Raw genomic sequence first — 17,477 nt, 5'->3', positions numbered from 1 at the left:
TCGTGTTTCCAGGGTTGCAAAATGGCAAGCTCGCGGCGCCGCGAAGCTCGCCTCGGCATACGCGCCTGTGATGCCGGGCTTGACGACATCGGTAAGGCCGCGTGCGAATCAATGCCCTACGGCCAGCGCCATCCACTCGCGCATGGCGCGGCGCGTGTCGCGCAGGCCGTCGATGGTGGGCCACCAGCCCGGAATCGCCTCCGGGTCGAGCGCGGCGGCGTTGCAGCACGGCGCGGGTACCACCGTGAGTCCGGCACGCTCGAACTGATCGCGAGCACGGCGCATATGCCAGGCGCTCGTGACCAGATAGATGCGCGTGACGCCGACGTTGGCCAGCATGCGCGCACTGAAAATGGCGTTTTGCGCCGTATTGAGCGATTGGCCCTCGGTCCAGCGGACCGGTGTGCCGAATTCTTCCGCGGCGACCCGCGCCATCGATCGCGCCTCAACCGGCTTGCCCGACGGGCTGCCGCCCGAGACCAGCACCGGCAGCGCCGCGTGGCGCGCCAAAAACAAGCCATAGCGCAGACGGGCGAGCGTTATGTCGCTGAGATCATATCCCGTGTCACGCCCGTCGCCTCCCCCCCGCCCGAACTCGGGGCTGCCGACGCTCATGCCGCCGCCGAGAATGACGACGGCCTGCGGCAGCTTCGCGGTTGCCGTCGCAGCGGCGGGCGCGGCGGGCGTGGACGATGTACCCGGGCTGTCGGGGCTGCCGGGGCTGCCGGGGCTGCCGGGGCTGTGGAGGCCGCCGGAGGCGCCGGAAGTCGCGGGCAAGCCCCGGGCGGCCTCGAGCGCGCGGATGTCGACCCGGGTTCCGACTTCGAGCGGGCGCGAGATCTGTCGCGCGAACCATGGCGAGGCCTGCAGCCACAAGCCGAGTGCGGCCAGCAAGGCCAGCGTCTTGCCGACACGCGCCCAGCGCTGCCCGCACACGAGCGCAAGCCCTGCGAGCACCAGCACGTTGACCGGCGGCAGGAACACGCTGACGATGAGATTTCGGATGAGCCAATCGATAGGCATCCGGCGAGTGTACTGGACTGCACCGCCGAGTGCATCCTTTCTCTATGACGTTCCCCGCCCGATAGCGCGCGATGCACGTTGCGCAGGCTGCGTCGCCGCCAGGGGCCAACGAAAACGGAAAACGCCCATGCAGGGCATGGGCGTGTGAGAGGCGCGCCCGCCCCGGCGGACGCGGGCGAGACGGCTCGGCTGACTCACGCGAGCAGGCTGCGCAGCATCCACGCGTTCTTTTCGTGGATCTGCATGCGCTGCGTGAGCAGGTCGGAGCTTGGCTCGTCGGAGGCCGCCTCGACCGTGGGGAAGATGCCGCGCGCGGTGCGCGTCACCGCCTCCTGACCTTCGACGAGTTGCCGGATCATCTCCTCGGCCGGTGGCACGCCCTCAGCCTCGGGAATCGAGGAGAGCTTCGCGAATTCCTTGTACGTGCCGGGTGCCGGATAACCCAGCGCGCGGATGCGCTCCGCGATCTGGTCGACCGCCTGCGCGAGTTCGTTGTACTGCGCTTCGAACATCAGATGCAGCGTGTTGAACATCGGCCCGGTCACGTTCCAGTGGAAGTTGTGGGTCTTCAGATACAGCGTGTAAGTATCGGCGAGCAGATGGCTCAAACCGTCGACAATGCGCTTGCGGTCCTTGTCGCTGATGCCGATATTCACGCTGGCCACGTTGTTCTTCTTTGCCATAGTCACTCCATTTGCTGTGTGGCTCGCTGCGCCGCCGCTGCCTTGCCGCGAGCGCACCGAATTGAAAATGTCGCCGTCGGAACCGTGTTTCATTGCGGCGTCGACGGCCGGTACGAGTACGAGAATCGCGTGGCGATCGCCGCACCTGCGTATCCGATGGGGCAAATCGCACGAGGTTCCGTGCCGCTCGATCTCGGTACTTTCCTCATGACGTGCGCACCCGCGTTCCGGTTACACTGCGCCCATGCCTGCCGACCCTGCCCGCCACCCGCCGATGTCCGGCCCGCCTTGCGGCGCGTCGCGCGTGACCGATGTCACGAGCGGCGCCCCCGCCGCAGCGCTCCCGCGCCAATTGCTCGTGACGCCCGACGTCACCTCCCGCGCGCAGATCGCCGCGTTTGCCTCGCAGCTCGCGCAGGCGCTGGCGCGCGGCATCCGGCTCGTGCAACTGCGCAACCGCTCGCTCGACGCCGACGGCTATCGCGCACTGGCCGAGAGCGCGCTGGCGCTCACGCACGCGGCCGGCGCGCAGCTCCTGCTGAACCCGCCGCACGAGGTGGCGGATCTCTGGCTCGATGCGCTCGGTGCGCCCGGCGGGGCGCACGCCGGCACCGTTCCCCAGGCCGACGGCTGGCACCTCACCAGCGCCCGCCTGATGGCTTCGCGCGAGCGGCCTGCCGGCTGGAAGCGGGTGAGCGCCGCCTGTCACGACGCCGCGCAGCTCGCGCAGGCCGCGCATCTGGGACTCGACTTCGTGACGCTGTCCCCGGTGTTGGCCACGGCCACGCATCCGGACGCCGCGCCCCTTGGCTGGGCAGCGTTCAGCGCGCTGGCCGCGCGCACGCCATTGCCCGTGTTCGCGCTTGGCGGCATGCGCGCCGACATGCTCGCCAGCGCGCGTAACGCCGGAGCCCATGGGATCGCCGCGATCCGTGCTTTCTGGCCCGCGGCCTGAAGCGCGCGCGGCCATACGGCCCCTTGCGCGTGCCCACGGGCACGCCCGTCAAGCGGCCCGCGCGAGATGGCGGGTTGCCGATACCTCGCCGTCTCGCGAGCCGCTCGGCGCACTACCCGTGCACTGCCCGCGCACTACCCATGCACTACGCGGTGCACTAAGCCATGTACTGCGCGCCATGCACTAAGCCGCCAACGCCTTGCGCGCCGCGATCACCCCCGCCGCGTAAGCCGGATCGATCTTCGCGAAATGATCGATCTGGCGCTGCACCACGTCGTCCGGCACGCCGTTCATCGACGCCGCGATGTTGCCGAACAGACGCGCTTTCTGCCCTTCGTCGAACAGATTGAACAACGCGCGCGGCTGCGAGTAGTCGTCGGCGTCCTCGCGATGATCGAAGCGGTCCGCCACACCTCCCAGGCCCAACGGCGGCTCGCGAAACTCCGGCTGCTCGGCAAACGCGCCGTAGCGGTTCGGCTCGTAGTTCGGTGCGCTGCCGAGATTGCCGTCGACACGCATTGCGCCGTCGCGATGGAAGCTGTGGTGGAACGGGCACTTCGGCGCGTTCACCGGAATCGCGCTGTGGTTCACACCGAGGCGATAACGCTGCGTGTCGCCGTAAGAGAACAGGCGCCCCTGCAGCATACGGTCCGGTGAGAAGCCGATGCCCGGCACGACGTTGGCCGGATTGAACGCCGCCTGCTCGACTTCCGCGAAGTAGTTCTCGGGGTTGCGATTGAGCTCCAGCACGCCCACATCGATCAACGGATAGTCCGCGTGCGGCCACACCTTCGTGAGATCGAACGGATTGATATGGTACGTCGCGGCCTCAGCCTCGGGCATGACCTGCACCTGCATGCGCCAGCGCGGGAAGTTGCCCGCCTCGATGGCGTCGAACAGATCGCGTTGCGCGCTCTCCCGATCGTGGGCGACGACTTGTGCCGCCTGCTCGTTGGTCAGGTTCTCCACGCCCTGCATCGACTTGAAGTGAAACTTCACCCAGAAGCGTTCGTTCGCGGCGTTGACGAAACTGAACGTGTGCGAGCCGAAACCGTGTTGCTGGCGATAGTTCGCCGGCAAGCCGCGATCACTCATGAGGATCGTCACCTGATGCAGCGACTCGGGATGCCGCGACCAGAAGTCCCACACTGCCGTCGGGTTGCGGAGGTTGGTCTTGGGGTCGCGCTTTTGCGTATGGATGAAGTCGGGAAACTTGAGCGGATCGCGCACGAAGAACACGGGCGTGTTGTTGCCCACCAGGTCCCAGTTGCCCTCATCCGTATAGAACTTGATGGCAAAGCCGCGCACGTCGCGCTCGGCGTCGGCGGCGCCGCGCTCGCCGGCCACCGTCGAGAAGCGCAGGAACACCGGCGTTTCCTTGCCGATCGCCTCGAACACGCGGGCGCGGCTGTACTTCGTGATGTCGTGGGTGATGGTCAGCTTGCCGTAGGCGCCCGAGCCCTTGGCGTGCACGCGGCGCTCGGGGATTACTTCGCGATCGAAGTGCGCGAGTTTCTCGAGGAACCACACGTCCTGGAGCAGCGCGGGACCGCGCGGGCCGGCCGTCATCGTGTTCTGGTTGTCGGGCACCGGTGCGCCGGCGGCGGTCGTGAGTTTCTTCGTATCGGACATGTGACGCTCTCCTGTTTGCTGATCGGTGGGTCGACGGCCATCGAAGGCTATCGACGGGAGTCAAAGGAAGGGAAGGAAGCCGGCGGGCTTAGGCGCCCGTCAGGGCGCAGTCAGGGCGCAGTCAGGGCGCAGTCAGGGTGTAGTCAGGGCGAAGTCGGCAAGCAAGCGTTCCAGCGTGGTCTCGATGTCGTGCAAATAGGCCTTCAAGTCGGTCATTCGGGCACCTCGAATGCGTCGCGTGCTATGGAGGCCATGGCCGTTGTCCCGCCATGGTCGTTCGCAGCGTCTGATGCCCACCGCCTGAAGGGCCGGCTGTCAAACGCATGGAACGATATTAATTATATTTATTGAATCAGTCGAATTGATCGTTTTTATATATTCGATAGCGAGACGCAATACGTGCCCGGCGAAGGGTTGACGTAACGGCGGGCGAGACGTGCCACCGCCCGTGCAGAGCGATGGGAACGGTGGAGGCGATCCCCCGCGCGCTGATGCGGCCGACGACAGGTGTGATGACTCAGACGCGCACGGGGGATACGGGGGATTACGACGGATTACGGGGGGATACGGGGGATACGGGGGATACGGGGGACAAGCGAATATGGCGGGGGCGGAATGCCCCCGCCGGGGGACGCCTCAGTTGGACGTCGCGGGCAGATCGAGCGGAATCACGCCCGGCAGGTCGCACCGCGCGATGGCCTGCGCCACGGCGTCGATGGCCGGCAAACGTGTGAAGCTCTTGCGCCAGGCCAGCACCACGCGACGGTCGGGCACCGGCGCCGAGAACGGCACGTAACGCAGCAGGCTGTCCGGCGCATGGGTCTGCGGCACCGACGTCTTCGGCAATACCGTGATGCCCACACCGCTCGCGACCATGTGGCGAATCGTCTCGAGCGAAGAGCCTTCGAACGTCTTCTGGATGCCGTCGGCGTTCTGCGAAAAGCGCATGAGTTCCGGGCAGACGCCCAGCACGTGATCGCGGAAGCAGTGGCCGCTGCCGAGCAGCAGCATCGTTTCCTGCTTCAGATCCCCGGCGTCGATCTGCGCGCGCTCGGCCCACGGGTGCGAGCGCGGCAGTGCGACAACGAACGGTTCGTCGTAGAGCGGGCGCACCATCAACCCGCTCTCGGGGAATGGCAACGCCATGATGGCCGCGTCGATCTCACCCTGCTTGAGCAACTCGATGAGCTTGAGCGTGTAGTTCTCCTGCAGCATGAGCGGCATTTGCGGCGTGGTCTCGATCATCTCCTTGACGAGCGCAGGCAGCAGATACGGCCCGATGGTGTAGATCACACCCAGGCGCAGCGGGCCGGCGAGCGGGTCGCGCCCCTGCTTGGCGATTTCCTTGATGGCGATGGTCTGCTCGAGCACGCGCTGCGCCTGTGCGACGATCTGCTCGCCGAGCGGCGTGACGCTCACTTCGGCGGCGCCGCGTTCGAAAATCTGAACATTGAGCTCGTCCTCGAGTTTCTTGATGGCCACCGAGAGCGTCGGCTGGCTGACGAAACAGGCTTCCGCCGCGCGACCGAAATGGCGCTCGCGCGCCACCGCCACGATGTACTTGAGTTCCGTGAGGGTCATGTCGTCCTAACCTGTGTCATTAATCGAATCACTGCGACCGATAGATTTTGTTTTTTATAGCACAATCGCGCGGCGATTGCCCGTTTTCGGAAGACGCGCGTGGCGTCTTCCCGGATCGCGGCCATCGCTTCGGCTGCGCCCTGCCCCGGCGGCGAACGCCGCTTCGCGCGGCCCGCACGCGCGGCGCCGGCAAAGCGACGGCATGCGCTCACGCCTTCAGATAGTCCTCTCGCGCGCCCAGCCAGCGCTCCAGATGCGCGGCGACTGCGGCGGGATGCGACTTGAGCAGCACCTCGGCCGCCTCCTGCGCGCCGGGAATGAGCCAGCCGTCCTCGTTGAGATCGACGAAGCGCAGCATGGCCGCGCCCGACTGCCGCGCGCCGAGAAACTCGCCCGGCCCGCGAATCTCGAGATCGCGCCGTGCGATGACGAAACCGTCGGTCGTCTCGCGCATCGTCTGCAGGCGCGCCTTCGCGCCCATCGACAGCGGCGACGCGTACATCAGCAGACAGACCGATTCGGCCGACCCGCGGCCGACGCGCCCGCGCAACTGGTGCAACTGCGCCAGCCCGAAACGCTCGGCGTGCTCGATCACCATCAACGACGCATTGGGCACATCCACGCCCACTTCGATCACCGTGGTCGCCACCAGCAGATGCGTGTCACCGCGCGTGAAGTCGTCCATCACGGCGGCCTTCTCCGCGGGCGTGAGGCGTCCATGCACGAGACCCACGCGCAGCTCCGGCAGCGCCGCGACCAGTTGCGCGTGCGTATCGACCGCCGTCTGCAGTTGCAGTGCCTCGCTTTCCTCGATGAGCGGACACACCCAGTACACCTGGCGCCCCGCGAGCGCCGCCGCGCGCACGCGGTCGATCACTTCGGGACGGCGCGTGTCGCTCACCAGCTTGGTGACGACCGGGCTGCGACCCGGCGGCAGTTCGTCGATCACGGACACGTCCAGATCGGCATAGTAGGTCATGGCGAGCGTGCGCGGAATCGGCGTGGCGCTCATCATCAACTGGTGCGGCATGGCGTTCTCGCCCATGCCCGCCGTCTGCATCTTGCTGCGCAGCGCGAGACGCTGCGCCACGCCGAAGCGATGCTGCTCGTCGACGACCGCCATGCCGAGCCGCGCAAAGGTCACGGTATCCTGAATGATGGCGTGCGTGCCAATGACCAGTTGCGCCTCGCCGCTGGCCACGCGCGCAAGCGCCTCGCGTTTTTCCCTGGCCTTCATGCTGCCCGCGAGCCAGGCCACCTCCACGCCGAGCGGGGTAAGCCACGCCGAGAGCTTGCGCAGATGCTGTTCGGCCAGGATTTCCGTGGGCGCCATGATCGCCGCCTGGTAGCCGGCGTCGATGGCCTGCGCGGCCGCGAGCGCGGCGATGATCGTCTTGCCGCTGCCCACGTCGCCCTGGAGCAGACGCTGCATCGGATGCGGCTGCGCCAGATCCGCCCGAATCTCCGCCCATACGCGTTGCTGCGCGCCGGTCAGGCGAAACGGCAGCGCCGCCTCGAAGCGCTCCAGCAGCCCGCCGGGCGCCCGGGTGCCGAGCGCGGGCGCCGCGAGACGCCGACGCGCCGCCTGCGCCCGCTTGAGCGACAACTGCTGCGCCAGCAATTCCTCGCACTTGATGCGCAGCCACGCCGGATGCGAGCGCTCGACGAGCGCCGTCTCCGATACGTTGGGCGGCGGGGCGTGCAACAGTCGCACGGCCTCGGCAAGCGCGGGCAGCGGATGATCCGGGCCGATGGTCCGCTGCAGCAACCCGGGCGGCAGCAACTCGGGCAGTGGCGTGCGCTCCATTGCGTTGTGGATCGCCTTGCGCAGGTACGCCTGCGACAGGCCGGCCACGCTGGGATAAACGGGGGTGAGCGATTCCGGCAGCGGCGCGGCGGCGTCCTGCACCACGCGATAGGCCGGATGCACCATCTCCAGCCCGAAGAAGCCGCCGCGCACTTCGCCACGCACCCGCACGCGCGTGCCGACGGCAAGCTGCTTTTGCTGGCTGCCGTAGAAATTCAGAAACCGCAGCACCAGTTCGTGCCCCTCGTCGGCGATGCGCACGACCCACTGCCGACGCGGCCGGTACGCCACTTCGCTCGACGTGACGACGCCCTCGACCTGCGCCGTCTCGCTCGGCAGCACCTCGCCGATCTTGCGCAGCGTGGTCTCGTCCTCGTAGCGCATCGGCAAATGCAGGATCAGGTCGATGTCGCGCTTCAGGCCAAGCTTGGCGAGCTTGTCGGCGCTGCCCGAGCCGGGCTTGGCTGCGCTCTTGCGCGTCGCTTGCTTCGTGGCTCCCACGAGATCGGCTGGCTCGTTCTCACGCGCGTTGGCGGGCATTGTGCGTTCGGTCATGCAGTCGCGGGTCGGGAGTTGTCCGTCCCGAAGCCTCGCCGTGCCGGCAGGCCTTCGGACGAACCAAGTAAAATGTCGGTCTTTGGGGCCCGCTCACCGTCATTCCGGGAAGTTCGACGGGAGCGCGTCCTGCCGGGCGCCCGGCGCCGCCGCGCCAGCCTTGCGGCCAAACACGTTCACGAACCCGGTACCCAGGTGAACAGACCCCGAGCATTGTAAACGCTGATGTATACCCTTTCCGATTTCGATTTCGACCTGCCGCCCGAGCTCATCGCGCAGACGGCGCTCGCCGAGCGCAGCGCCAGCCGTCTGCTCGAGGTGGACGGCAGCGTCACGCCGCCGCATCTCTATGACCGGCATTTCGCCGACCTGCCCGGCCTGCTCGCCCCCGGCGACCTGCTCGTGTTCAACGACACGCGAGTGATCAAGGCGCGCCTTTTCGGCCAGAAGGCGAGCGGCGGCAAGATCGAAGTGCTCGTCGAGCGCGTGGTGGACGAGCGCACCGCGCTCGCCCAGATCCGCGCGAGCAAGTCGCCCGCACCGGGCACCGTGCTGCGTCTGGCGGATGCGTTCGAAGTGACCGTCGGAGAGCGCGTCGAGCCGTTCTACACGCTGCACTTTCCGCACGACTGCTACACGCTGCTCGAGACATACGGCCGCCTGCCGCTGCCGCCCTACATCACCCACGACGCCGACGCCGCGGATGAGACGCGCTACCAGACCGTCTACGCGCGCAATCCGGGCGCGGTTGCCGCGCCGACGGCCGGGCTGCACTTCGACGAACCCCTCTTCGCCCGGCTCGACGCACTGGGCGTCGAGCGCGCCACACTGACGCTGCACGTGGGCGCCGGCACGTTCCAGCCGGTGCGCGTGGAGAACATCGGCGAGCACAGGATGCACTCGGAGTGGTACGACATCACGCCCTCACTCGTCGACGCCGTTGCCGCCACGCGCGCCCGTGGCGGACGTGTCATCGCGGTGGGCACCACGTCGATGCGGGCGCTGGAGTCCGGGGCCCAGGCAGCGCTGGCCGCCGGCGGCGCGCCCGGCTCGCTGCGCGCGGGCAGCGCCGAGACGGACATCTTCATCACGCCAGGCTACCGCTTCCTGCTCGTCGACCGTCTGATCACCAACTTCCACCTGCCCAAGTCGACGCTGCTCATGCTGGTCAGCGCGTTCTCGGGCATGGAGACGATTCGCGCCGCGTATCGCCACGCGATCGAACAGCGCTACCGCTTCTTCAGCTACGGCGACGCGATGATCCTCTCGCGCGAAGCGATTCACCACCCGGCGAAAGCCGTCGCCTGAACGGTCATCGCATATCCGGACGGGCCCCCGCGGGGCGCCGCGCGGGATTGCCGGGACTTCCCGGTACAATAGCGGCCTGGCCGCGCATGGGGCGCGGCCGCTCCTTTTGACGTCCCGCGCGGGCGCTGGCTTGTTTTGCCGGTGGTGCCGGGGCGCACGATACATGCTCAAGTTCGAACTCATCACCACCGACGGGCAGGCCCGCCGGGGGCGCGTCACGCTCAATCATGGCGTGGTCGAGACGCCCATCTTCATGCCCGTGGGCACCTACGGCTCGGTCAAGGCGATGTCGCCCGCCGAGCTCGTCGAGAACAACGCCCAGATCATCCTCGGCAACACCTTCCACCTGTGGCTGCGCCCGGGGCTCGAGACGATCGCCGCCCACGGCGGGCTGCATCGCTTCATGGGCTGGGACCGCCCGATCCTCACCGATTCGGGCGGCTTCCAGGTATTCAGCCTTGGGGAGTTGCGCAAAATCAGCGAAGAAGGCGTGAAGTTCGCGTCGCCCGTCAACGGCGATCGGCTCTTCCTGTCGCCGGAAATCTCGATGCAGATCCAGCGCGTGCTCAATTCGGACATCGTCATGCAATTCGACGAATGCACGCCCTACGAGATCGGCGGCCGTCCGGCCACGGAAATCGAGGCCGGCCAGTCGATGCGCATGTCGCTGCGCTGGGCCAGGCGCTCCATCGACGAATTCCACCGCCTGGAGAACCCGAATGCGCTGTTCGGCATCGTCCAGGGCGGCATGTACGAGCATTTGCGCGACGAATCGCTCGCAGGCCTCTCGGAGCTGGGCTTCCACGGGTATGCGATCGGCGGGCTGTCGGTCGGCGAGCCCAAGGAAGACATGATGCGCGTGCTCGAGCACGTGGCGCCGCGCCTGCCGGCCGACAAACCGCACTACCTGATGGGCGTGGGCACGCCGGAAGACCTGGTGGCGGGCGTGGCGGCCGGTGTCGACATGTTCGATTGCGTGATGCCCACGCGCAACGCCCGCAACGGCTGGCTGTTCACGCGTTTCGGCGATCTGAAGATCCGCAACGCATCGCACAAGAGCGATACCCGCGCGCTGGACGAAACTTGCGGCTGTTACACCTGTCGAAACTTCTCGCGCGCCTATCTGCACCACCTGCAGCGAGCCGGGGAGATTCTGGGCGCGCGGCTCAACACCATCCACAACCTGCATTACTATCTGACGCTGATGCAGGAAATCCGGGATGCCATCGAAGCACACCGTTTCGACGCGTTCGTCACCCGCTTCCGGGCCGATCGCGCGCGCGGCGTGCAATAACGGCCGGGGCCCGGACTGCGGGCGTCGACGACATGGATTCCTCCCGGGGAACGGGGTCGGGCGGTGGTAAAATGCCGGGCTTGGATCGTGCGTCCTCGCACCGAAACAACATGCCGCGCGCGACCGGGCAACCGGTCGCATGCGGCTTTTACTCGTCTTACACATAAGGAGAACCGAACGTGCTGATTTCCGAAGCCTTCGCTCAGACGGCTGGCGCCGCCAGCCCGACCAGCAACCTGATGAGCTTCCTGCCGCTCGTGCTGATGTTCGTGGTGCTGTACTTCATCATGATCCGTCCGCAGATGAAGCGTCAGAAAGAAGTGCGCAACATGCTGGCCGCGCTTGCCAAGGGCGACGAAGTCGTGACCTCGGGAGGCCTGGCCGGCCGTATCTCGAAGGTCGGCGAAACGTTCGTCACCGTGGAGATCGCCGAGAACGTCGAGATCAACGTGCAGAAGGGCGCCATCACGACCCTGCTGCCGAAGGGCACCATCAAGGCGCTCTGACCTTCGCACAACCGCACGCGGCCGCCCTTCCGGGCGGCCGCAGTGCATGGCGCCGCCGGTCCTCGCGGCCGGCGCTGTCATGCGAGCCGGTCTGCAGCACGGTTTGCCACGAGGCATCACCCTAGCCCGCCGCTATGAATCGCTATCCTCTCTGGAAATACATCATCATTCTGGTGGCGCTCGCCATCGGGGTGCTCTACACGCTGCCGAACCTCTTCGGTGAAACGCCGGCGGTACAGATTTCCAGCGTCAAGGCGACCGTCAAGGTCGACCCCACGACGCTTTCTCGCGCCGAAGACGCGCTGAAGTCCCAGAACATCGCCTACCAGGGCGCCGTGTTCGACAGCACGGGCAACAACCCGAGCGTGCGCATTCGCTTCGCCGACACCGACACGCAACTGCGCGCGAAGGACCTGCTCCAGACGGCGCTGAACGCCGATCCGAGCGACCCGACCTACGTCGTCGCGCTGAACCTGCTCTCGGCTTCGCCGGAATGGCTCGCCAAGATCCACGCGCTGCCGATGTACCTCGGCCTCGATCTGCGCGGCGGCGTGCACTTCCTGCTGCAAGTCGACATGGCCGGCGCCATCACGAAACGTCTGGACGCGGCCGCCGCCGACGCCCGCACGCTCCTGCGCGACAAGAACATCCGCCACAACGGCGTGACGCGCACGGACAACGGCATCGAAGTCGCCTTCTCCAGCCAGGAAGACGCCGAGCGCGCCCGTGGCGCCCTGGGCGACGGCCTGCCCGATCTGTCGTACACCACCCAGGCGGGGCCCAACGGCACGTTCAAGGTCGTGGGCGCCTTTACCGAGGCGGCGCGCCGCGCGGTGCAGGACAACGCCGTCAAGCAGAACATCGTCACGCTGCACAACCGCGTGAACGAACTGGGCGTGGCCGAGCCGGTGATCCAGCAAGAAGGGCCGGACCGCATCGTGGTGCAGCTGCCTGGCGTGCAGGACACGGCCAAGGCGAAGGACATCATCGGCCGCACCGCAACGCTCGAAGCGCGTCTGGCGGACCCGGACGCACCGCGTCTCGTATCGGCCGACACCCCGGTGCCGCCGCAGGATGAACTGTTCCTGCACGGCAACGGGGCGCCGGTGCTGCTCAAGCGTCAGGTCATCTTCAGCGGCGATCGCATCACCAGCGCCGCCGCGGGCTTCGACGACCACCAGCAACCGTCGGTCAACATCAAGCTCGACGCCGCCGGCGGCCGTGTGCTGCGCGACGTCTCGCGCGACAACATCGGCAAGCCGATGGCCATCGTGCTGTTCGAGAAGGGCAAGGGCGAAGTGCTGACGGTGGCGAACATCCGCAGCGAACTCGGCCAGAGTTTCCAGATCACCGGCATGGGCTCGGCGCAGGCGGCCAACGACCTCGCGCTGCTGCTGCGCGCCGGCTCGCTCGCCGCGCCGATGGAAATCATCGAGGAACGCACCATCGGCCCGAGCCTCGGCGCGGACAACGTGCAAAAGGGCGTGGACTCGGTGCTGTACGGCCTGGTCGCCATCGCCGTCTTCATGATGCTGTACTACATGCTGTTCGGGGTGTTCTCGGTGATCGCCCTGCTGGTCAACCTGCTGCTGCTCGTGGCCGTGCTCTCGATGATGCAGGCCACGCTCACGCTGCCGGGTATCGCGGCTATCGCGCTCACCCTCGGTATGGCCATCGACGCGAACGTGCTGATCAACGAGCGTATCCGCGAGGAACTGCGCGCGGGCGCGTCGGCCCAGAAGGCGATTTCGCTCGGCTTCGAGCACGCCTGGGCCACGATTCTGGACTCGAACGTGACCACGCTCATCGCCGGCCTGGCGCTGCTGGCCTTCGGCTCGGGCCCGGTGCGCGCGTTTGCCGTGGTGCACTGCCTGGGCATTCTGACCTCGATGTTCTCGGCCGTGTTCTTCTCGCGCGGTCTGGTCAATCTGTGGTACGGCAGCCGCCGCAAGCTCAAAACGCTCGCGATCGGTCAGGTCTGGCGCCCGGACGGCGCCGCGAACACCCCCGGCGCACGCGACGCAGGCGAGCAATAAGCGCAGGCGCGAGAGGAAACAGTCATGGAATTTTTCCGTATCAAGAAAGACGTGCCGTTCATGCGGCACGCCCTCGTCTTCAACATCATCTCGGCGCTCACGTTCGTGGCGGCGGTGTTCTTCCTGCTCACGCGGGGCCTGCACCTGTCGATCGAGTTTACCGGCGGCACGGTCATGGAAGTGGCCTACACGCAGGCGGCCGATCTGGAGAAGATCCGCGGCGAAGTCGGCAAGCTCGGCTACCGCGACGTGCAGGTGCAGAGCTTCGGCACCTCGCGCGACGTGATGATCCGGCTGCCGATTCAGAACGGTCCGGACGGCAAGCAGATCACCAGCGCGCAGCAAAGCGACGCCGTGATGACCGCGCTCAAGGCGGACGCGCCCGACGTGTCGCTGCGTCGCGTGGAATTCGTCGGCCCGCAGATCGGGCATGAGCTGTTCACCGACGGCTTGCTGGCGCTCACGTTCGTGGTGGTCGGCATCATCATCTACCTGTCGTTTCGCTTCGAATGGAAGTTCGCTGTGGCCGGCGTGATCGCCAACCTGCATGACGTGGTGATCATTCTCGGCTTCTTCGCCTACTTCCAGTGGGAGTTCTCGCTGGCGGTGCTCGCGGGGGTGCTGGCGGTGCTGGGCTACTCCGTGAACGAATCGGTCGTGATTTTCGACCGGATTCGCGAGACGTTCCGCAAGATGCGCAAGGCGAGCGTGCAGGAAGTGATCGACCACGCCATTACCACGACCATGTCGCGCACGATCATCACGCACGCGAGCACGGAAATGATGGTGCTGTCGATGTTCTTCTTCGGCGGCCAGACGCTGCACTACTTCGCGCTGGCGCTGACCGTGGGTATTCTGTTCGGCATCTACTCGTCGGTGTTCGTGGCCGCCGCACTCGCCATGTGGTTCGGCGTGAAGCGCGATGACCTCATCAAGCACACCAGCAAGGACGGCGAGGAAGGGATGGATCGCAACGATCCGAACTTCGGCGCGCGGGTCTGATCGCTGCGGGCACCGGTCCGAAGCCGGTCCCAAGCCAATCTGAAAAAACCGCCGGCGCGTCCGGCGGTTTTTTTGTCCGCGCGCACGAGTCTCGCGCGGGTCTTTCGCACCCGTCTGTACGGCACGGCGACTTGGTAATCCAGCGAACAGGCCAGCATCGCTGGTCTGCCGCGTGCACGACGCACGGGCTTGCGGTAATCTCGCGGGATTCGCCCATTCCGACACGTCTTGCCATGAAGCCGATCCGCATCTGGGACCTGCCCACCCGTCTGTTCCACTGGTCGTTCGTCGTGATCGCCGTCGCGGCCTATGTGACGGCCAAGACCGGTGGCAACGCGATGGTCTACCACTTCTGGTGCGGCTACGCGATTCTCGCCTTGCTGATTTTCCGCGTGGTGTGGGGCCTTGCGGGCCCGCGCTACGCGCGCTTCAGCGCCTTCCTGACCGGCCCGCTCACGTTCGTTCGGTCGCTGCGCGACGCCGCGGCCACCGACGCGCGTTTTGCCGGGCACACGCCGCTGGGCGGCCTGTCGGTCATCGCCATGCTGCTCTTCTTCGGCATCCAGGCCGTGCTCGGCCTGTTTTCGAACGACGATATCTTCAACGACGGGCCGCTCGTCAAATTCATCGACAAGGACCTGAGCGACGCCCTGACCGGCTGGCATCAGCGCAATCAATGGGTGCTCGTGGCGCTCGTGGCGCTGCACGTGCTGGCGATCGTCTATTACCGCGTGGCGCGCAAGAAGGATCTGATCACCCCAATGATCGGCGGCGACAAGCATCTGGCCACGCCGGCGCACCCGGCGCGTGACGATTGGCGCGTGCGTGCCGGCGCGCTGGTGCTGATCGCGCTGGCCTCGGCGCTCGTGTACCGCATCGTCCATCTGACGCCGGCCGTCGCGTCGCTCCCGTCGTATTGACGCGTCGGGCGCTACGTCGGCGCCCGAATGCAAAAAGCCGGTCGCGTTGCACGCGGCCGGCTTTCCTGTTTTCCCGTGGCGAGAACAGCCCGGGAGCGATTTACTTCGCGCGGAAGTTGTCGTGGCAGCTCTTGCAGGTCTGCGCCGCTTCGCCGAAGGCCGTCTTGATCGAGGCGAGGTCGCCGCCCTTGGCCACGGTGTTGAGCTTGGCAACCGCGGTTTCCATTTTCTCGGCCGCTTGCTGGAACTTCGCCTTGTCGGAGAAGACCTCCGGCTTGGCCTTGCTCTTTGCCGTCGTCTGGCCGCCCTCGAAGGCGGGCCACGGCAGCTTCGAGAGCGTGGCGACGAGTTCCGCGTTCTTCGCCACGTCGTCCTTGTTGAACGGGGCGTCGCCCTTGACGACGGCGCCGATGCGGCCAAAGTGGTTGCCGAGCAGGAAGAGTGCGGACTGGCGGTATTCCACGGCGTCCTCGGGCTTGGCGAACTGGGCTTGTGCGAGGGCCGGCACGACGGCGGCGGCGAGAGCGGCTACGGCGAAAGTCAGCTTCATCGAGGGGATTCTCCTTATAGATTGTGCGGCTATGATACACAGCAACCCGACGATGTGTGTGACACCTCGCGGCGCCCGGCGCGCCAGGGTCGCGCCCATGAAAAACGGGCCGCACCGGCGGCCCGTTCACTGTCCCCGACAGAATGCCTTCGCGCGTCAGACGCGCTTGGCGAGCGACTCGGCGATACCGACGTAGTTCGCCGGCGTCATCTCCAGCAGGCGCGCCTTGGCGTCTTCCGGAATGGCCAGTTGCTTGATGAAGGCCTGTAGCGCTTCACGGGTAATGCCCTTGCCGCGCGTGAGCTCCTTGAGTTGCTCGTAAGGATTGGGCACGCCAAAGCGGCGCATCACCGTCTGCACCGGCTCGGCCAGCACTTCCCACGTGTTGTCGAGGTCTTCGTCCAGACGCTGCGGGTTCACCTCGAGCTTGCCCAGACCGCGCAGGCACGAGTCATACGCCAGCAGGCTGTACCCGAAGGCCACGCCGATGTTGCGCAACACGGTGGAGTCCGTCAGGTCGCGTTGCCAGCGCGAGACCGGCAGCTTGTCGGCCAGGTGACGCAGCACGGCGTTGGCCAGCCCCAGATTGCCCTCCGAGTTTTCGAAGTCGATCGGGTTGACCTTGTGCGGCATGGTCGACGAGCCGATCTCGCCGGCCTTCGTCTTCTGCTTGAAGTAGCCGACCGAGATGTAACCCCAGATGTCGCGGTTCAGGTCGAGCAGGATCGTGTTGGCACGCGCCACGGCGTCGAAAAGCTCGGCCATGTAGTCGTGCGGCTCGATCTGGATGGTATACGGATTGAACGTCAGGCCCAGACGCTGCTCGATGACCGCCTTCGAGAACGACTCCCAGTCGTACTCCGGATAGGCCGAGAGGTGGGCGTTGTAGTTGCCGACCGCGCCGTTCATCTTGGCGAGCAGCTCCACACGGCGAATGCGCTCGAGCGCACGGGCCAGACGCACGGCCACGTTGGCGAGTTCCTTGCCGAGCGTGGTCGGCGAGGCGGGCTGGCCGTGGGTGCGCGAGAGCATCGGCTGGGCGGCGTGTTCGCGTGCGAGCTCGCCGAGCTTGGCCACCAGCGATTCGAGCGCCGGCACGAGCACCTTGTCGCGCGCGCCCTTGATCATCAGGCCGTGAGACGTGTTGTTGATGTCTTCCGACGTGCACGCGAAGTGGATGAATTCGCTCGCCTTTTCGAGTTCCGCCTGACCCTGGACCTTTTCCTTGAGCCAGTACTCGACGGCCTTCACGTCGTGATTGGTGACTTTCTCGATGTCCTTGATGCGCTGGGCGTCGGCGTTCGAGAAGTTGGCGGCCAGCTCGAGCAGGAACGTCTCCGCCGCCGCCGAGAACGGCGCGATCTCGGCGAAACCGGCCTTCGACAGCGCGATCAGCCAGTGGATTTCGACCGTCACGCGGTGACGCATGAATGCCGCCTCGGACAGCCACGGGCGCAAGGCGTCGGTCTTGCTGGCATAACGGCCGTCGAGCGGGGAAAGCGCGGTCAGGGGGGAGAATTCGTCAGACATGGCACTGGGCACCGAAAAAGAAAACCGGGGGAGCCGGCGTGGCGCCAACTCGGAAAGACCGCCATTTTACCATTCCCGGCCCCCGGGCATCCGCA

14 protein-coding genes are annotated in these 17,477 nt (G+C 66.5%); 7 read left to right on the top strand and 7 right to left on the bottom strand.

Annotated features, from left to right (window positions below):
* Window positions 1-108: 108 nt before the first annotated feature.
* Both PNO31109_RS19510 and PNO31109_RS19505 read right to left on the bottom strand, forming a co-directional pair.
* Window positions 109-1,023: a YdcF family protein gene (locus PNO31109_RS19510; protein ID WP_150557110.1), complete on the bottom strand. Its 915-nt coding sequence runs from the start codon at window positions 1,021-1,023 to the stop codon at window positions 109-111.
* Between the two features lie 194 nt (window positions 1,024-1,217).
* Window positions 1,218-1,706, bottom strand: a complete 489-nt coding sequence (locus PNO31109_RS19505; RefSeq protein ID WP_150557109.1) for a Dps family protein — start codon at window positions 1,704-1,706, stop codon at window positions 1,218-1,220.
* 274 nt (window positions 1,707-1,980) lie between these two features.
* Here PNO31109_RS19505 and PNO31109_RS19500 point away from each other — a divergent pair, with 274 nt between their 5' ends.
* Complete coding sequence (locus PNO31109_RS19500; RefSeq protein ID WP_150557144.1) at window positions 1,981-2,661, top strand: thiamine phosphate synthase; 681 nt, start codon at window positions 1,981-1,983, stop codon at window positions 2,659-2,661.
* A gap of 183 nt (window positions 2,662-2,844) precedes the next feature.
* Here PNO31109_RS19500 and PNO31109_RS19495 read toward each other — a convergent pair whose 3' ends face one another.
* From PNO31109_RS19495 to recG, 3 genes are all read right to left on the bottom strand, one after another.
* Window positions 2,845-4,293, bottom strand: a complete 1,449-nt coding sequence (locus PNO31109_RS19495; RefSeq protein ID WP_150557108.1) for a catalase — start codon at window positions 4,291-4,293, stop codon at window positions 2,845-2,847.
* Window positions 4,294-4,929: 636 nt separating this feature from the next.
* Complete coding sequence (locus tag PNO31109_RS19490) at window positions 4,930-5,874, bottom strand: LysR substrate-binding domain-containing protein (RefSeq protein WP_150557107.1); 945 nt, start codon at window positions 5,872-5,874, stop codon at window positions 4,930-4,932.
* 208 nt (window positions 5,875-6,082) lie between these two features.
* Window positions 6,083-8,236: an ATP-dependent DNA helicase RecG gene (gene recG, locus PNO31109_RS19485; protein WP_150557106.1), complete on the bottom strand. Its 2,154-nt coding sequence runs from the start codon at window positions 8,234-8,236 to the stop codon at window positions 6,083-6,085.
* Between the two features lie 225 nt (window positions 8,237-8,461).
* Here recG and queA point away from each other — a divergent pair, with 225 nt between their 5' ends.
* From queA to PNO31109_RS19455, 6 genes are all read left to right on the top strand, one after another.
* Complete coding sequence (gene queA, locus PNO31109_RS19480) at window positions 8,462-9,544, top strand: tRNA preQ1(34) S-adenosylmethionine ribosyltransferase-isomerase QueA (RefSeq protein ID WP_150557105.1); 1,083 nt, start codon at window positions 8,462-8,464, stop codon at window positions 9,542-9,544.
* A 163-nt stretch (window positions 9,545-9,707) separates the two neighbouring features.
* A complete protein-coding gene (gene tgt / locus PNO31109_RS19475) occupies window positions 9,708-10,838 on the top strand; it encodes a tRNA guanosine(34) transglycosylase Tgt (protein WP_150557104.1) in 1,131 nt (376 codons plus the stop codon).
* A gap of 239 nt (window positions 10,839-11,077) precedes the next feature.
* Window positions 11,078-11,344 carry a preprotein translocase subunit YajC gene (yajC, locus tag PNO31109_RS19470; RefSeq protein ID WP_241014253.1) on the top strand — a complete coding sequence of 89 codons (267 nt, stop codon included), beginning with the start codon at window positions 11,078-11,080 and terminating at the stop codon, window positions 11,342-11,344.
* A 134-nt stretch (window positions 11,345-11,478) separates the two neighbouring features.
* On the top strand, window positions 11,479-13,380 hold the full coding sequence (secD, locus tag PNO31109_RS19465) for a protein translocase subunit SecD (RefSeq protein ID WP_150557102.1): 1,902 nt from the start codon (window positions 11,479-11,481) through the stop codon (window positions 13,378-13,380).
* A 24-nt stretch (window positions 13,381-13,404) separates the two neighbouring features.
* Window positions 13,405-14,382, top strand: coding sequence for a protein translocase subunit SecF (gene secF / locus PNO31109_RS19460; RefSeq protein ID WP_150557101.1), 978 nt, complete (start codon window positions 13,405-13,407; stop codon window positions 14,380-14,382).
* Window positions 14,383-14,615: 233 nt separating this feature from the next.
* Window positions 14,616-15,302: a cytochrome b/b6 domain-containing protein gene (locus PNO31109_RS19455; RefSeq protein ID WP_150557100.1), complete on the top strand. Its 687-nt coding sequence runs from the start codon at window positions 14,616-14,618 to the stop codon at window positions 15,300-15,302.
* A 100-nt stretch (window positions 15,303-15,402) separates the two neighbouring features.
* Here PNO31109_RS19455 and PNO31109_RS19450 read toward each other — a convergent pair whose 3' ends face one another.
* Complete coding sequence (locus PNO31109_RS19450; RefSeq protein WP_150557099.1) at window positions 15,403-15,852, bottom strand: c-type cytochrome; 450 nt, start codon at window positions 15,850-15,852, stop codon at window positions 15,403-15,405.
* A 156-nt stretch (window positions 15,853-16,008) separates the two neighbouring features.
* A complete protein-coding gene (gene purB / locus PNO31109_RS19445) occupies window positions 16,009-17,382 on the bottom strand; it encodes an adenylosuccinate lyase (RefSeq protein ID WP_150557098.1) in 1,374 nt (457 codons plus the stop codon).
* Between the last annotated feature and the right edge of the window lie 95 nt (window positions 17,383-17,477).

This window comes from Pandoraea nosoerga, assembly GCF_902459585.1.
GTDB classification, from domain to species: Bacteria; Pseudomonadota; Gammaproteobacteria; order Burkholderiales; family Burkholderiaceae; genus Pandoraea; species Pandoraea nosoerga.
The sequence above is the reverse complement of the archived record's forward strand: the minus strand, read 5'-3'. Positions and strand labels throughout refer to the sequence as shown.

Coding starts and splice junctions, on each gene's coding strand:
- PNO31109_RS19510 (WP_150557110.1), bottom strand. CDS start 1,023: ATGCCTATCGATTGGCTCATCCGAAATCTCATCGTCAGCGTGTTCCTG.
- PNO31109_RS19505 (WP_150557109.1), bottom strand. CDS start 1,706: ATGGCAAAGAAGAACAACGTGGCCAGCGTGAATATCGGCATCAGCGAC.
- PNO31109_RS19500 (WP_150557144.1), top strand. CDS start 1,981: ATGTCCGGCCCGCCTTGCGGCGCGTCGCGCGTGACCGATGTCACGAGC.
- PNO31109_RS19495 (WP_150557108.1), bottom strand. CDS start 4,293: ATGTCCGATACGAAGAAACTCACGACCGCCGCCGGCGCACCGGTGCCC.
- PNO31109_RS19490 (WP_150557107.1), bottom strand. CDS start 5,874: ATGACCCTCACGGAACTCAAGTACATCGTGGCGGTGGCGCGCGAGCGC.
- recG (WP_150557106.1), bottom strand. CDS start 8,236: ATGACCGAACGCACAATGCCCGCCAACGCGCGTGAGAACGAGCCAGCC.
- queA (WP_150557105.1), top strand. CDS start 8,462: ATGTATACCCTTTCCGATTTCGATTTCGACCTGCCGCCCGAGCTCATC.
- tgt (WP_150557104.1), top strand. CDS start 9,708: ATGCTCAAGTTCGAACTCATCACCACCGACGGGCAGGCCCGCCGGGGG.
- yajC (WP_241014253.1), top strand. CDS start 11,078: ATGAGCTTCCTGCCGCTCGTGCTGATGTTCGTGGTGCTGTACTTCATC.
- secD (WP_150557102.1), top strand. CDS start 11,479: ATGAATCGCTATCCTCTCTGGAAATACATCATCATTCTGGTGGCGCTC.
- secF (WP_150557101.1), top strand. CDS start 13,405: ATGGAATTTTTCCGTATCAAGAAAGACGTGCCGTTCATGCGGCACGCC.
- PNO31109_RS19455 (WP_150557100.1), top strand. CDS start 14,616: ATGAAGCCGATCCGCATCTGGGACCTGCCCACCCGTCTGTTCCACTGG.
- PNO31109_RS19450 (WP_150557099.1), bottom strand. CDS start 15,852: ATGAAGCTGACTTTCGCCGTAGCCGCTCTCGCCGCCGCCGTCGTGCCG.
- purB (WP_150557098.1), bottom strand. CDS start 17,382: ATGTCTGACGAATTCTCCCCCCTGACCGCGCTTTCCCCGCTCGACGGC.